This is a genomic window from Pseudomonas fluorescens (assembly GCF_003732425.1).
Lineage (GTDB): Bacteria > Pseudomonadota > Gammaproteobacteria > Pseudomonadales > Pseudomonadaceae > Aquipseudomonas > Aquipseudomonas fluorescens_BE.
Map to the genome: position 1 here is coordinate 294,683 of NZ_MOBX01000002.1, position 14,574 is coordinate 309,256.

General features: G+C 59.4%; 13 protein-coding genes. 3 read left to right on the plus strand and 10 right to left on the minus strand.

Going from position 1 to position 14,574, the window contains the following annotated elements:
• Window positions 1-77 precede the first annotated feature (77 nt).
• The 3 genes from BK670_RS02775 to BK670_RS02785 form a co-directional block, all read right to left on the minus strand.
• Window positions 78-1,436 (minus strand): 8-oxoguanine deaminase, encoded by a 1,359-nt coding sequence (locus BK670_RS02775; protein ID WP_123448511.1) that lies wholly within the window; start codon window positions 1,434-1,436, stop codon window positions 78-80.
• A gap of 252 nt (window positions 1,437-1,688) precedes the next feature.
• Window positions 1,689-2,375 (minus strand): SDR family oxidoreductase, encoded by a 687-nt coding sequence (locus BK670_RS02780; protein ID WP_123448512.1) that lies wholly within the window; start codon window positions 2,373-2,375, stop codon window positions 1,689-1,691.
• Window positions 2,376-2,397: 22 nt separating this feature from the next.
• The gene (locus tag BK670_RS02785; protein WP_123448513.1) at window positions 2,398-2,748 is read right to left on the minus strand and encodes a MerR family transcriptional regulator; all 351 of its coding nucleotides are present in this window, start codon (window positions 2,746-2,748) and stop codon (window positions 2,398-2,400) included.
• Between the two features lie 84 nt (window positions 2,749-2,832).
• On the opposite strand from BK670_RS02785, the gene BK670_RS02790 reads away from it, so the two are divergent.
• Window positions 2,833-3,285, plus strand: coding sequence for a hypothetical protein (locus BK670_RS02790; RefSeq protein WP_259697516.1), 453 nt, complete (start codon window positions 2,833-2,835; stop codon window positions 3,283-3,285).
• A gap of 9 nt (window positions 3,286-3,294) precedes the next feature.
• On the opposite strand, the gene BK670_RS02795 is transcribed toward BK670_RS02790, so the two are convergent.
• The 7 genes from BK670_RS02795 to BK670_RS02825 all read right to left on the minus strand — a co-directional run bounded on the left by BK670_RS02795 (window position 3,295) and on the right by BK670_RS02825 (window position 11,254).
• Window positions 3,295-4,221, minus strand: a complete 927-nt coding sequence (locus BK670_RS02795; RefSeq protein ID WP_099757921.1) for an ABC transporter permease — start codon at window positions 4,219-4,221, stop codon at window positions 3,295-3,297.
• Window positions 4,221-5,327: an ABC transporter permease gene (locus BK670_RS02800; protein WP_123448514.1), complete on the minus strand. Its 1,107-nt coding sequence runs from the start codon at window positions 5,325-5,327 to the stop codon at window positions 4,221-4,223. Before BK670_RS02800 ends, BK670_RS02795 begins: the two co-directional genes overlap by 1 nt.
• 13 nt (window positions 5,328-5,340) lie before the next feature.
• Complete coding sequence (locus BK670_RS02805; RefSeq protein ID WP_123448515.1) at window positions 5,341-6,888, minus strand: ABC transporter ATP-binding protein; 1,548 nt, start codon at window positions 6,886-6,888, stop codon at window positions 5,341-5,343.
• Window positions 6,889-7,485: 597 nt separating this feature from the next.
• Window positions 7,486-8,067 carry an IMPACT family protein gene (locus BK670_RS02810; RefSeq protein ID WP_123448516.1) on the minus strand — a complete coding sequence of 194 codons (582 nt, stop codon included), beginning with the start codon at window positions 8,065-8,067 and terminating at the stop codon, window positions 7,486-7,488.
• Window positions 8,068-8,074: 7 nt separating this feature from the next.
• A complete protein-coding gene (locus BK670_RS02815; protein ID WP_123448517.1) occupies window positions 8,075-8,725 on the minus strand; it encodes a TetR/AcrR family transcriptional regulator in 651 nt (216 codons plus the stop codon).
• 88 nt (window positions 8,726-8,813) lie between these two features.
• Window positions 8,814-10,202: a uracil-xanthine permease family protein gene (locus tag BK670_RS02820; protein ID WP_123448518.1), complete on the minus strand. Its 1,389-nt coding sequence runs from the start codon at window positions 10,200-10,202 to the stop codon at window positions 8,814-8,816.
• Between the two features lie 131 nt (window positions 10,203-10,333).
• The gene (locus tag BK670_RS02825; protein ID WP_007914725.1) at window positions 10,334-11,254 is read right to left on the minus strand and encodes a LysR family transcriptional regulator; all 921 of its coding nucleotides are present in this window, start codon (window positions 11,252-11,254) and stop codon (window positions 10,334-10,336) included.
• Window positions 11,255-11,392: 138 nt separating this feature from the next.
• Between BK670_RS02825 and aptA the strand changes: the two genes are divergently transcribed.
• Both aptA and BK670_RS02835 read left to right on the plus strand, forming a co-directional pair.
• Window positions 11,393-12,742 carry an omega-aminotransferase AptA gene (gene aptA / locus BK670_RS02830; protein WP_123448519.1) on the plus strand — a complete coding sequence of 450 codons (1,350 nt, stop codon included), beginning with the start codon at window positions 11,393-11,395 and terminating at the stop codon, window positions 12,740-12,742.
• Window positions 12,743-12,818: 76 nt separating this feature from the next.
• Window positions 12,819-14,312, plus strand: a complete 1,494-nt coding sequence (locus BK670_RS02835; protein WP_123448520.1) for a CoA-acylating methylmalonate-semialdehyde dehydrogenase — start codon at window positions 12,819-12,821, stop codon at window positions 14,310-14,312.
• The last annotated feature ends 262 nt before the right edge of the window (window positions 14,313-14,574 follow it).

Sequence of the window (14,574 nt, forward strand, 5' to 3'; positions counted from 1 at the left end):
CGATCTTTTGATCTTGTTTTTCAAAACAGAATCAAAAGATCGCAGCCTTCGGCAGCTCCTACAGGGGGGGTGTTGGATCAGGTACCGGCGATCAACTGGCGAGCAGCCTGGCTGTGATCGGCAATCAGGCCTTTCAGATCCAGCCCCTCAACCTGGCCATCGACCACGCGCCACTTGCCACCAATCATCACCCGGTCTGCGCGATCCGCACCGCACAACAACAGTGCCGAAATCGGATCATGGCTACCCGAGAAGCGCAGCTCATCGAGCTTGAACAACGCTAGATCCGCCTGCTTGCCGACCGCCAGTTCGCCGATATCGCTACGGCCCAACAAGCTCGCCGAGCCCTTGGTCGCCCAGCCCAGCACGCGTTCCGGGGTGATCTTCTCGGCGCCGTAACGCAGACGCTGGATGTACAGCGCCTGACGCGCTTCCAGAATCATGTTCGACGCATCGTTCGACGCCGAACCGTCCACGCCCAGACCAAACAGCGCGCCGGCATCAGTCAGATCGATACTCGGGCAGATGCCGGAGGCCAGGCGCATGTTCGAACTCGGGCAATGGCAGATGCCGGTTCCCGCCTGACCGAGGCGAGCGATTTCGTCCGGGTTGAAGTGGATGCCGTGGGCCAGCCAGGTGCGTGGGCCGAGCCAACCGACGCTGTCCAGATAATCGACGGTGCGCAGGCCGAAACGCTGCAGGCAGAAATCTTCTTCATCGAGGGTCTCGGCCAGGTGCGTGTGCAGACGCACGTCGAGTTTGTTCGCCAGCTCAGCACTGGCCGACATGATTTCCGGGGTCACCGAGAATGGCGAGCACGGTGCCAGGGCGATCTGGATCTGCGCACCATCGCCACGCTCGTGGTACTCGTGAATCAGGCGCTGACTGTCGTCGAGAATCACCTGACCTTCCTGCACGGTCTGCTGCGGTGGCAGGCCGCCGTCCTTCTCGCCGAGGCTCATCGAGCCACGGGTCAGCATGGCGCGCATGCCCAGTTCACGCACGGTTTCGACTTGCACGTCGATGGCGTTTTCCAGACCGTCCGGGAACAGGTAGTGATGGTCTGCCGCCGTAGTGCAACCCGACAGCAACAGTTCGGCCAAAGCGACTTTGGTGGCGAGCGCGAGTTTTTCAGGCGTCAGGCGCGCCCACACCGGGTACAGGGTTTTCAGCCACGGGAACAACGGCTGATTGACCACCGGCGCCCAGGCGCGAGTCAGGGTCTGATAGAAGTGGTGGTGGGTGTTGATCAGGCCCGGCAGGATTACATGCTCGCGGGCGTCGAACACTGCATTGCACGGCGCCGACGGCTGTTGGCCGGCAGCAAGAACTTCGACGATGACACCGTCTTGCACGACAAGACCGCCACGGGCATCGAGCTCGTTGGAGGTGAAAATGGCGAGGGGATTTTTTAACCAGGTACGGGTCGCGGGCATGTTGCCGGCTCCTCTGAAAATGGGGTTCAGGGTTGCCAGCTCAGTGATGCCCTGTCTGCTGATCCAGGGTCGCCGCGGGGGACGAGGTGCGCAGTTTCAAACAAATTGCCACGCCGGGCAAGCCCAACCCGACCGGACAACAACGCCAAAATACACAACTCCTGTAGGAGCTGCCGAAGGCTGCGATCTTTTGATTTTGTTTTTAAGATCAAAAGATCGCAGCCTTCGGCAGCTCCTACAGGGGGGGCGGGGTTACCAGGGAATGGTTTCACCCTTGTAGTTGATGAAGTGATGCCCACCCTTGCCGGTGTACGCATTCACCTGATCAACCAGCCCACGGGTGCTGGTTTCCACGTCAAGGTCAGCCCCTTCACCGCCCATGTCGGTCTTCACCCAGCCCGGATGCAGCGACAACACCGTCATCTTCTGCTCACCCAATTGCGTGACAAAACTGTTGGTCATCGAGTTCAGCGCAGCCTTGCTCGCCTTGTACAGTGCCAACTCCGGCGCGTCCGGCACCGTCACGCTGCCCAGCCCGGAACTCATGAACGCCAGCACGCCGCTGCCGTCACGAATCTGCCCGACAAAACGCTGGGCCAGATTGATCGGCGCCACCGCGTTGGTGAAAAACAATTGACCGACCTCAGCCAGTGTCGCGCCGCCGGGCGTCTGATCTGCCGGACCTTTGACCCCGGCATTGACGAACAGCAGGTCAAACGTTTCGCCCTTGAGCTGCTGATTCAGGGCGATCACCGCTTGCTGATCGTCCATGTCGAGCTTCTCGATCCGCACCTTGCCCAGCGCTTCTAGCGCTTGAGCATTGGCAGGATTGCGCACGGTGGCGGTGACTTGCCAGCCGTCGGCCAGCAGGGTTTTCACCAGACCGAGGCCAAGGCCCCGGGAGGCGCCGATGATCAGTGCGTTTTTTGCAGACATGATGGGCTTCCTTGATGAATGAGGATCATGGGTTCAATGGACAGGCCTGACCGAGGCGAAGTTGCAACTCTTGCCGCAGCGTGTCGAGTTCGCGCATACGGGTTTCGATCAGTTGCAGCTTGTCGCGCAGCAACTGCGCCACGGCGTTGTCTGGATTGGGGGCATTCCACAGCGCGGCAACGCTGTCACTGATCTCGCCAAGGGTAAATCCCAGGCGTTGCGCCGTTTTGATATAGAGCACCAGTTGCACCATGTCTGGCGGATAGTCGCGGTAACCGTTGGCACTGCGTTGCGCCGCAATCAACCCGCGCTGCTCGTAGAAGCGCAGGGTGTCACGGCTGACGGCGCAGGCTTGGGCTAGTTCACCGATTCGCATGCGGGCTCTCAAAAAGGATATTGACCCTGGAGCATACTCCAGGCTTTACCGTGCTTGCTCCCTGAATTTTGCGGAGCATGGATGATGTGGACTTCAACGCAGTATCGCAATGTGGTGCTTGGCAGTGCCTGGTATGACCTGATCGTCACGGTGGCATTTGCCACGCCTTGGAGTTTTGCCGCTTTGCATGGATTTTTGACCGCGCTGAATTTGCCCGGTGAACTGCCGGCGTTTGAGCCTGTGCACCTGTTGATGGCGAATCTGCTGGGCTCGGTGGTGTGCGTGTGGGCGGTGCTGCGGATTCGTGATCCGCAGGCGCTTTATGGACGGTATGACGCGGTGGGGCGGTTTCTGTTTGCGGCTTGGCAGGCGTATGCCTTGCTGCACGGCGCCAGTTCGATTCTGATTGTTTTCCTGGTCTTCGAACTGGCGTGGGGCATTGCTCAGGTGTTGCCTGTGAGTAAGTCTTCGCGAGCAGGGAATCTGAGTGAACTCGGTCAAATGTGGGAGCGAGCCTGCTCGCGAAGAGGCCAGTGAATTCGCCTCCTAATGCCCTGACTGCCAAGGCTGCCCAAGCGAAACCGGCGCATACAACCGCGTCCGCAGCGCATCGCGCGACAACAACACCAGCACCACAATCGTCGCGACATACGGCAGCATCGCCAGCAAACTCGACGGAATCGCCAGCCCCAACCCCTGCGCCACCAGGTGCAGGATGCTGGCGAGTCCAAACAAGTAAGCCCCAAGCAACAACCGCCACACTCGCCAACTGGCAAACACCACCAGCGCCAACGCGATCCAGCCACGTCCGGCAGTCATGTTCTCGGCCCACATCGGCGTGTACGCCAGCGATAGATACGCCCCGGCCAACCCGGCCATCGCCCCGCCAAACAGCACCGCCAGCGTGCGCACGGTCAACACCGGCAAACCCATCGCACTGGCCGCATCCGGGTTCTCGCCAACCGCTTGAATGATCAAGCCGACACGACTTTTGATGATCACCCACGCCACCAGCGCAAACAGCGCGAATGACAGATACACCAGCAGATCCTGAGCAAACAGCATCCGCCCGATCAGCGGAATCTCGCTCAAGTAAGGAATCGCCAACGGCTCAAACCCGGCCAGTGGTTTACCGACCCAAGCCGCCCCGACAAAGGTCGACAGCCCGACACCAAAAATCGTCAGCGCCAACCCGGTCGCCACCTGATTGGCGTTGAACACCAACGCCACCAAGGCAAACAGCGACGACAACAACATCCCGGCCAGCATCGCCAACAACACGCCAAGCCAGAGGTTGCCGCTGTTGAGCGCGACGATAAAACCGATCACCGCGCCAAACAGCATCATCCCTTCCTGCCCGAGGTTGAGCACACCGCTCTTTTCGCAGATCAGTTCACCCAACGCCACCAGCAACAGCGGCGTGCCGCAACGCACCATGGCGTAGAAAATATTGCTCAACAGATCGATATCCATCACAGCGCTCCGGCGGTTACGGCAGTGGTCGACGTGCGCTTTACCCAGCGCAGATTCAGGCGAGGCCGATAGAGGATCAACACGTCACAGGCGAGCAGAAAAAACAGCATCATTCCCTGAAACAACTGGGTGATCGCTTGCGGCAGATTCAGGGTCATTTGCGCGCTCTCGCCACCGATATACAGCAACGCCATCAGCAGACTGGAAAACAGAATCCCGATCGGATTCAGTCGCCCAAGAAAAGCCACGGTGATTGCCGCATAGCCGTAACCCGGTGACACCTGCGGCACCAACTGGCCTATCGGCCCGGTGACTTCGCAAACGCCGGCCAGTCCGGCCAGCCCGCCGCTGATCAATAGCGCAAGCCAGATCAAACGCTTCTCGCGAAAGCCGACAAATCCCGCCGCGCGCTTGTCCAGCCCAAGCACTTTGATCTGGAAACCGACAAAGCTTTTCTGCAACAACACCCACACCGCGACCAGTGCGAGCAGGGCGAAATACACCCCGGCATGCACGCGGCCATCCTCCATCAACAACGGCAAACGGCTGGCGTCGCCGAACATCGCCGACTCGGGAAAGTTGAACCCGGCCGGGTCCTTCAACGGCCCGTGGACGCAGAACAGCAGCAAGTTCAGGGCGATGTAATTGAGCATGATGCTGGTAAGGATTTCGTTGGCGTTGAAGCGCGTGCGCAACCACGCCGTCAGCCCGGCCCACGCCGCGCCGGCGAGGGTGCCGGTGAGCAGGATCAACACCAGCGCCCAACGGCTTTGCATATCGATAATGTTTACCGCCAAGGCACTGCCGGCGAGTGCGCCGAGGAGCAGTTGACCTTCGGCGCCGATGTTCCAGATTCGCGCCTGATACGCCACCGCCAGACCGAGTGCGCAGAGCAGAATCGGCAGCGCTTTGACCAGCAGTTCGGAGACGCCATACAAGTCGCTGACCGGTGCGATCAACAGCGTGTGCAAGGTTTGCAGCGGATCGTGGCCGAGGGCGATGAACAGCAGCGAGCCGCAGCCGAGCGTCAGCGCCGCCGCCAATAACGGCGAGCACCACAGCATCAGGCGCGATTGCTGGCCACGGGGTTCGAGGGAAAGCAGCATGTGTATAACTCCGTTAAACCGTGGCGGCTGAGGGTGTGTGGTCGAACTGGCCGGCCATCCAGCCGCCAACGTCGCTGAGTTGGGTCGCGCTGGTGTCTTGCAGTGCCGACAGACGCCCGCCGCACAATGCGCCGAGGCGGTCGCTGATCTGGAACAGTTCATCGAGGTCTTCGGAGATCACCAGAATCGCCGCGCCGGCATCGCGCAACGCAATCAGTGCGCGGTGGATGGTCGCAGCGGCGCCGACGTCGACGCCCCAAGTCGGGTGCGCGGCGATCAGCAGTTTCGGTTGCTGAAGGATTTCCCGGCCGAGGATGAATTTCTGCAGATTGCCGCCCGACAGACTGCGCGCGGCGGTTTGCGTGTCCGGGGTTTTCACGCCGAAGCGCTGGATGATCTGTCGGGCGAGTGCTTCGACTTTGCCGCGCTCGATCAAACCGTGGCTGACCAAACCTTGCTGGAAAGCGGTGAGGAGGGCGTTGTCCGCCAGACTCAATTCCGGCACCGCGCCGTGACCGAGGCGTTCGGCGGGCACGAAAGCCAGGCCCAGTTTGCGCCGGGCATCCGGGCGCAAGTCGGCAACGTTCTGCGCAGAGAATCGGATGGTCGCGGCTTCGGCCCGCGGCAGGGTATGTTCGCCGCTGAGCAGGGCGAGCAATTCATCCTGACCATTGCCCGCGACCCCGGCGATGCCGACGATTTCACCGCTGCGCACTTCCAGAGCGATGTCCGTCAGCGAGCAGCCGAACGGATCCGGGTTGTGCCAACTCAATCCGTTCACCTGCAAAAATGCCGCGTCGCCGCTGACCTTCGGATAGTCGCCAATCAACGCCGCTGCTTCACCCACCATCAATTGCGCCAATTGCTGATCCGAGCACTCCGCTGGCCGGCAATGCCCGGCCACGCGTCCGCCGCGCAGAACCGTCGCGCTATGACACAACGCGCGTACTTCAGCGAGTTTGTGGCTGATAAACAGAATGCTGCAGCCCTCGGCGGCGAGACGGCGCAGGGTGATGAATAATTCGTCGGCCTCTTGCGGCGTCAGCACCGAGGTTGGCTCATCGAGAATCAGCAGGCGAATGTCCTGCATCAGGCAGCGAACGATCTCCACCCGTTGCCGTTCGCCGATCGACAGGCTGTGGACAAGTCGCTCCGGCTCCAGTGCCATGCCGTAGCGGCGCGACACTTCGCGGATCTTCGGTTCCAGTTGTTTCGGCGTGCCGGCTGTTGCGCCCATCGCCAAAGCAATGTTCTGCGCCACGCTAAGGGTTTCGAACAGCGAGAAATGCTGGAACACCATGCCGATGCCCAACTGCCGCGCCTGGGCTGGGTTGCGGATATTCACTGGCTGACCTTGCCAGAGCATCTCCCCGGCATCAGCGTGGGTGACGCCGTAGATAATCTTCATCAAGGTACTTTTGCCCGCGCCGTTTTCACCAAGCAGGGCGTGGATTTCCCCCGGCGCGATGCTCAGGTCGATGGCGTCATTGGCCAGACAACCGGGGTAGCGTTTGCTGATATGGCGCAATTGCAGGCGCGCGATGGGAGGGGCGATTGGCATGACAGGCTCGACTTGCTTTGGAGTTGTGCCTGTGGATAAAGCAATTTCCTGGCCATTGAGTCAGGAACGCGAGCGGGCCGCGTGTGCGAGCACTTGGCGTAGAGCATTCAGGGCTGATTCACGCATGACGACGGCACCAATTCAGAGCAAAGCCGTTGATCGGGCGCCAGTTTTGCCCGTCGCGATCTGATCAAAAAACGAGCAATCCCTTGGGGACTAGATGGATCCAGCGACTGCGCCAGCCATGAACGGGTTATCCACAGCTTGTTCCACAGTTATTGTGCGCAAGCTGTAAACCCGGGCATAAGCACTGCAGTGCTTTCTTCTAATGGTGATAAACACCGCTAACTGACTGTTTCTGTTTGAAATTTTCGTTTTGTCGGGTGATTTGAACGAAAAGTGAACAAACCGCGCAAAGCCACGTGACAGAAGGGTTACAGCGGAATGTACTCAGGTTATCCACAGTCGGGTGCACAGCAGATGTGGGCAAGTCTGTGGAATAACAAAATTCGGGATCGCCCCAAAAGATCGCAGCCTTCGGTAGGGGAACGTATTTCAAGTAGAAGCTGCGGAACGCTGCGATCTTTTGAGCTTGTTTCACCGCTGCAAAAGAATCCGCCCACGGCTCAAATCAGCTAGCTGGGTTTGCAAGACATCGATCTGCGCCTCACTCACTGCCAACTTCAACTCCACACCATTGGCGGTAAAGTTCTCCTCCACTACCAACCCACCCAGATCCGCGACCCGCAACTTCACCAGCGGCAACTCGGCAAACCCGCAGGCGCAACTCAACGGTACCCGGCTGATCAACTCAATCTTCGCCGCCGTCTGCAGGCACTTGTTTGCCCCACCGCCATAAGCCCGGGCCAAACCGCCAGTGCCGAGTTGAATGCCGCCGTACCAACGGATCACCAACACCGCGACCTGATCGCAATCCTGCGCTTCAATCGCCGCCAGAATCGGTCGCCCGGCCGTGCCGCCGGGTTCGCCGTCGTCATTGCTGCGATATTGATCGCCGAGTTTCCATGCCCAGCAGTTGTGCGAGGCGTTCAGATCGCTGTACTGCTCGAAAAACGCCTGCGCCTCGGCAGGACTGCCGATCGGCGTGGCGAAAGTGATAAAGCGGCTTTTGCGAATCTCTTCGCGGTACTCGCAAAAACCGCTGAGGGTGAAAGGCATAAACGTCTTATAGAGGAGGAGTGAGGCCGCAGCCTTTGAGAATGATGCGGATCAGGTTGTCGCCGGCGTCTTCCATGTCCTGCTTGGTCAGTTTGCTGCGACCGCTGACGCGGCAGATCTGCGTGGCGAAGTCAGCGTAATGCTGGGTGCTGCCCCACAACAGGAAGATCAGGTGCACCGGGTCGACCGGGTCCATTTTGCCCGCATCGATCCACGCCTGAAACACCGCCGCGCGGCCAGTGAACCAGGCGCGATAATCCTGATTGAAATATTCGCTCAGGCATTCGCCACCGCTGATCACTTCCATCGCAAAAATCCGCGAAGCCTGTGGCTGACGACGGGAGAATTCCATCTTGGCGCGGATGTAGCGGGTCAGCGCTTCAGCCGGATCGTCCTCGGCGGTGAGGGTGTTGAAGGTGCTGTCCCACAACTCGATGATGTTGCTCAGCACCGCCACGTACAAGCCAAGCTTGTTGGTGAAGTAGTAATGCAGGTTCGCTTTGGGCAACCCGGCATTCTGGGCGATGGTGTTCATGCTGGTGCCTTTGTACCCGTGACGGGCGAACTCGTCTTCGGCGGCTTTGAGGATGGTCTCTTCGTTCTTCTGACGAATGCGGCTGGCGGGTTTGCCGCCATGGGCTGGGACTTCAAAGGTCATAGGCACTTCCGGGTTTGTCTGTGGGTGCAACCAGTTGCGTTGATAGCGCACCCACAGGCATCCGACAAGTCCTTGTGCGATAAAACCGTTACGCCTGTTCGATCTTGTTCAGCGGCGCATGCGCTTCAGCGGCCTCGGTTTTCGACTCTGGCAGCAGCATGCACAAGGCGATTGCCGTCAAACCACCGCTGGTGATCGCCGAGTCGAACAGGTTCTGCACCAGTTTCGGCAGCAGATGCAGCAGGTTCGGTTGCGCGGCAATGCCCAGGCCGACGCCGAACGAGGTGGCGATGATCAACATGCTGCGCCGATCCAGCGGTGACTGCGCGAGAATGCGCACACCGGCAGCGGCCACCGCACCGAACATCACCAGGGTTGCGCCGCCCAGTACCGGTTTCGGAATCTGTTGCAGCACCGCGCCGATCATTGGAAACAGACCGAGGCAAAACAGAATCGCGCCGATGTACAACCCGACATAGCGACTGGCAACCCCGGTCAACTGGATCACGCCGTTGTTCTGCGCAAACGTGGTGTTGGGGAAAGCGCTGAAGGTCGCGGCGATCATGCAACTGACGCCATCGCCGAGTACGCCACCGCGCAGGCGGTTTATATAAGAAGGGCCGCTGATCGGCTGACGAGCGAGCATGCAATTGGCGGTAAGGTCACCGACGGTTTCGATGGTGCTGATCAGATAAATCAGCGCGACCGGCAGGAAAGCTGTCCAGTCGAAGCTGAAGCCAAACCTGAACGGCGTAGGAAAACTCACCAGCGGCAAGTCAGGCAACGGCTGCGGCAGCAGTTTCCCACTGAACCAGGCGGCCAGACTGCCCAGCACCAGTCCGATGATGATTGCGGACAAGCGCACCCACGGTGTATTCGAGCGGTTGAGCAGAATGATCGTCAGCAACACAAACACGCCCAGCGCCAGATTGCCCGGCGCACCGAAGTCCGGCGCGTTGAAACCACCGCCGAGATCAGTGATGCCGACCTTGATCAGGCTGATGCCGATCAGGGTGATGACGATGCCGGTCACCAGCGGTGTCACCACGCGACGCAATTGGCCGATGAAACGGCTGAGGACGATTTGCACGATTGCGCCGAAAAAGCACACACCGAAGATCATCGCCAGAATGTCTTCCGGGCTGCCGCCACGTTGCTTGACCAGAAAACCAGCGGAGAGCACCGCACCGAGAAAGGCGAAGCTGGTGCCTTGCAGACAAATCATCCCCGCGCCGATGCCGAACGGTCGCCGCGCCTGAATAAAGGTGCCGACGCCCGAAACCATCAACGCCATGCTGATCAAGTAAGGCAAATATGCGGTCAACCCGAGCGCTGAGCCAATCACCAGCGGCGGGGTGATGATGCCGACGAAACTGGCGAGCACGTGTTGCAGCGCGGCAAGAATGGCGGCGGCGGGTTTGGGGCGGTCGTTGAGGCCGTAGATCAGGTCGCTGGACTGTGCGGAATCTGGCTGCATGGCTTAAGGCTTCTTGTTGAAGGATCGGGGTTGATCCTGCTTTGCAAAAAGCTGTCCACTTGCTCAGCTTTATCGGCGAATAACCCCCAAATGTAGGAGCTGCCGAAGGCTGCGATCTTTTGATCTTGCTTTCAACGTGTCGCCGCCAGACTCTCCAAAAAGCTTTCCAGCACCAAATGAGGGCGCCGGCCCTTGCGCGTGACCGATGCGAGGCTCAGGTCATAAAAACGGGTTTGCGATTTCAACGCACGCAAGCGACCTTGCTGCACCCAAAGACTGGCGTAATGATCCGGCAAATAGCCGATGTAACGCCCGGTCAAAATCAAAAACGCCATGCCCTCACGGTCGGAAGCACTCGCTGTGCAATTGAGCGCCTGGTAATGCGCCTGAATCTCCGCCGGCAAACGAAAGGTCGGTGCGATCGCGTCCTGACTGTTAAGGCGTTCGTCATCCAGTTGCTTGTCATCGACATAAAACAGCGGGTGGCCAACAGCGCAATAAAGCAGCGAACGCTCGCTGTACAACGGCTGATACTCCAGCCCCGACAAGGCACTGGCCTGCGGTACCACGCCGACATGCAAACGCCCATCGAGCACACCTTGCTCGACTTCATTGGGCGCAATCATGCGAATCTGGATCTGCACATCCGGCCCGCGCTCCTTCAACTGAGCGAGGGCGTGGGTGATGCGCATGTGGGGGAGGGTGACGAGGTTGTCGGTAAGGCCGATGATCAACTCACCGCGCAAATGCTGGTGCAGGCCGTTGACCTCGGTGCGAAAACTTTCCAGCGCACTTAACAGTTGCAGTGCCGACTGATACACCTCGCGGCCTTCTTCGGTCAGCGAAAACCCGGCGCGACCGCGCTGGCACAGACGCAAACCGAGGCGCTGTTCCAGATCGCTCATCTGTTGGCTGATCGCCGAACGGCCGATGCCGAGCACGGTTTCCGCTGCCGAGAAGCCGCCGCACTCCACCACGCTGCGGAAAATCCGCAACAAGCGGATATCAAAATCACTGACCTGGGCCAGCGGATCGGGGCGGCGGCTGCTCATCTTGTTGTTCTCATTGTTTAGCAATGTTCTAACTGAAGGTTAGAAGAGTTGGATTTCACCGACTTTATCGCCGTGGCAATTTAGCTGCAACAACGCTTTCTATCTCTCTGAAGCTTATGCCCTGCGAGGTTTTGCCCGATGAACATGCCTGAAAACGCGCCGTCGCCACTGGCCAGCCAACTGAAGCTGGACGCGCACTGGATGCCGTACACCGCCAACCGCAACTTCCAGCGCGATCCGCGTTTGATCGTCGGTGCCGAAGGTAGCTGGCTGTTCGATGACAAGGGCCGCAAGATCTACGATTCGCTGTCCGGTCTTTGGACCTGCGGCGCCGGGCACACCCGCAAGGAAATTCAGGAAGCCGTCTCCAAACAGTTGGGCACCCTCGATTACTCGCCGGGCTTCCAGTACGGCCATCCACTGTCGTTCCAGCTGGCCGAGAAGATCACCGAGCTGACCCCGGGCAACCTCAACCATGTGTTCTTCACCGACTCCGGTTCCGAGTGCGCCGACACCGCGGTGAAAATGGTTCGTGCCTACTGGCGCCTGAAGGGTCAGGCGACCAAGACCAAAATGATCGGCCGTGCCCGTGGTTATCACGGCGTGAACATTGCCGGCACCAGCCTCGGCGGCGTCAATGGCAACCGCAAACTGTTCGGTCAGGCGATGATGGACGTCGATCACCTGCCGCACACGCTGCTGGCCAGCAACGCATTTTCCCGTGGCATGCCGGAGCAGGGCGGTATTGCACTGGCCGATGAGCTGTTGAAGCTGATCGAATTGCACGATGCGTCGAACATCGCCGCCGTATTCGTAGAACCTATGGCCGGTTCCGCCGGCGTACTGGTGCCGCCGCAGGGCTACCTGAAGCGTCTGCGCGAAATCTGCGATCAGCACAGCATCCTGCTGGTGTTCGACGAAGTGATCACCGGTTTCGGCCGTACCGGCAACATGTTCGGTGCCGACACCTTTGGCGTCACCCCTGACCTGATGTGCATCGCCAAGCAAGTCACCAACGGCGCGATCCCGATGGGCGCGGTGATTGCCAGCTCCGAGATCTATCAGACGTTCATGAATCAGCCGACGCCGGAATACGCTGTGGAATTTCCGCACGGCTACACCTATTCGGCACACCCGGTGGCCTGCGCCGCAGGCCTGGCAGCACTCGACCTGCTGCAAAAGGAAAATCTGGTCCAGAGCGTTGCAGAAGTCGCTCCGCATTTTGAGAACGCGCTGCACGGTCTGAAAGGTTCGAAAAACGTTATCGACATCCGTAACTTCGGCCTGGCCGGTGCGATCCAGATTGCTCCGCGTGACGGCGACGCCATCGTGCGTCCGTTCGAAGCCGGCATGGCCCTGTGGAAAGCCGGGTTCTACGTACGCTTCGGCGGCGACACCCTGCAGTTCGGCCCAACCTTCAATAGCAAGCCGCAAGACCTCGATCGTCTGTTCGACGCGGTCGGCGAAGTGCTGAACAAGCTCGACTGATTTTTCCTTCTATATATACCTACAAAAACGGGCAAGCCTTAACGGCTGCCTGTGGACAAGAATTCAGGAGTTTTCGATGAGCGTTATCCCGCATTTGATCAATGGCGAACTGGTGACCGAGAACGGTCGCGCGGTTGATGTGTTCAACCCGTCCACCGGTCAGGCAATCCACAAACTGCCACTGGCCAGTCAGGCGACCATCCAGAAAGCCATCGACGCCGCCAAGGCTGCGTTCCCGGCATGGCGCAACACGCCACCGGCCAAACGCGCCCAGGTGATGTTCCGCTTCAAGCAACTGCTGGAGCAGAACGAAGCACGCATCTCGCAACTGATCAGCGAAGAACATGGCAAGACTCTGGAAGACGCTGCCGGTGAATTGAAGCGCGGTATCGAGAACGTCGAGTTCGCCTGCGCAGCTCCAGAAATCCTCAAGGGCGAATACAGCCGCAATGTCGGCCCGAACATCGACGCATGGTCGGACTTCCAGCCGCTGGGCATTGTGGCCGGTATCACCCCGTTCAACTTCCCGGCCATGGTGCCGCTGTGGATGTACCCGTTGGCGATCGTCTGCGGCAACTGCTTCATCCTCAAGCCGTCCGAGCGTGATCCAAGCTCGACACTGTTGATCGCTCAACTGCTGCTGGAAGCCGGTCTGCCGAAAGGCGTGATGAGCGTGGTTCACGGTGACAAGACTGCAGTAGACGCATTGATCGAAGCGCCGGAAGTCAAAGCGCTGAGCTTCGTCGGTTCGACGCCGATTGCTGAATACATCTATGCCGAAGGCACCAAGCGCGGCAAGCGCGTGCAGGCATTGGGCGGCGCGAAGAACCACGCAGTGTTGATGCCGGATGCCGATCTGGACAACGCGGTCAGCGCACTGATGGGCGCGGCTTACGGTTCTTGCGGCGAGCGCTGCATGGCGATTTCGGTAGCTGTGTGTGTGGGTGATCAGGTGGCGGATGCACTGGTGGCCAAACTGGTTCCACAGATCAAGGCACTGAAAATTGGCGCGGGCACTTCGTGCGGTCTGGACATGGGCCCATTGGTGACCGGTCAGGCTCGGGATAAAGTCAGCGGTTACGTTGATGACGGCGTGGCAGCGGGCGCGACCCTGGTGGTCGACGGTCGTGGTTTCAGCGTGGCCGGTCATGAAGAAGGCTTCTTCCTCGGTGGCTGCCTGTTCGACCACGTCACCCCAGAGATGCGCATCTATAAAGAAGAGATCTTCGGGCCGGTGCTGTGCATCGTTCGTGTGAACAGCCTGGAAGAGGCGATGCAACTGATCAACGATCACGAATACGGCAACGGCACCTGCATCTTCACCCGTGACGGTGAAGCGGCGCGTCTGTTCTGCGACGAGATCGAAGTCGGCATGGTTGGCGTCAACGTGCCGCTGCCGGTACCGGTGGCTTACCACAGCTTCGGCGGCTGGAAGCGTTCGCTGTTCGGCGACCTGCATGCCTATGGTCCGGATGGTGTGCGCTTCTACACACGGCGCAAGGCGATCACCCAGCGCTGGCCGCAGCGGGCGAGCCACGAAGCGTCGCAGTTCGCATTCCCTAGCTTGTAAATAGAAGGGTGGTGCAGCGAAGGCCGACCCCTTGAGGTCGGCCTTCGTGTTTTCGGGGGTTTTTGACCAATGTGACAGAATTATGAAAATAGGTGTTGACGGCAGATTTCAGATGTCTATAATTCGCCCCACTTCCGGCGCAGTCGAAACGGAAAACTCCTTGAGATTCAATGAGTTATGTAGGTTTCGGCAGTGAGTTGCTTCAGTTCATCGAAGCCAGAAAGAAGTTGAAAAAGAGGTGTTGACAGCAGCGTGTAACGCT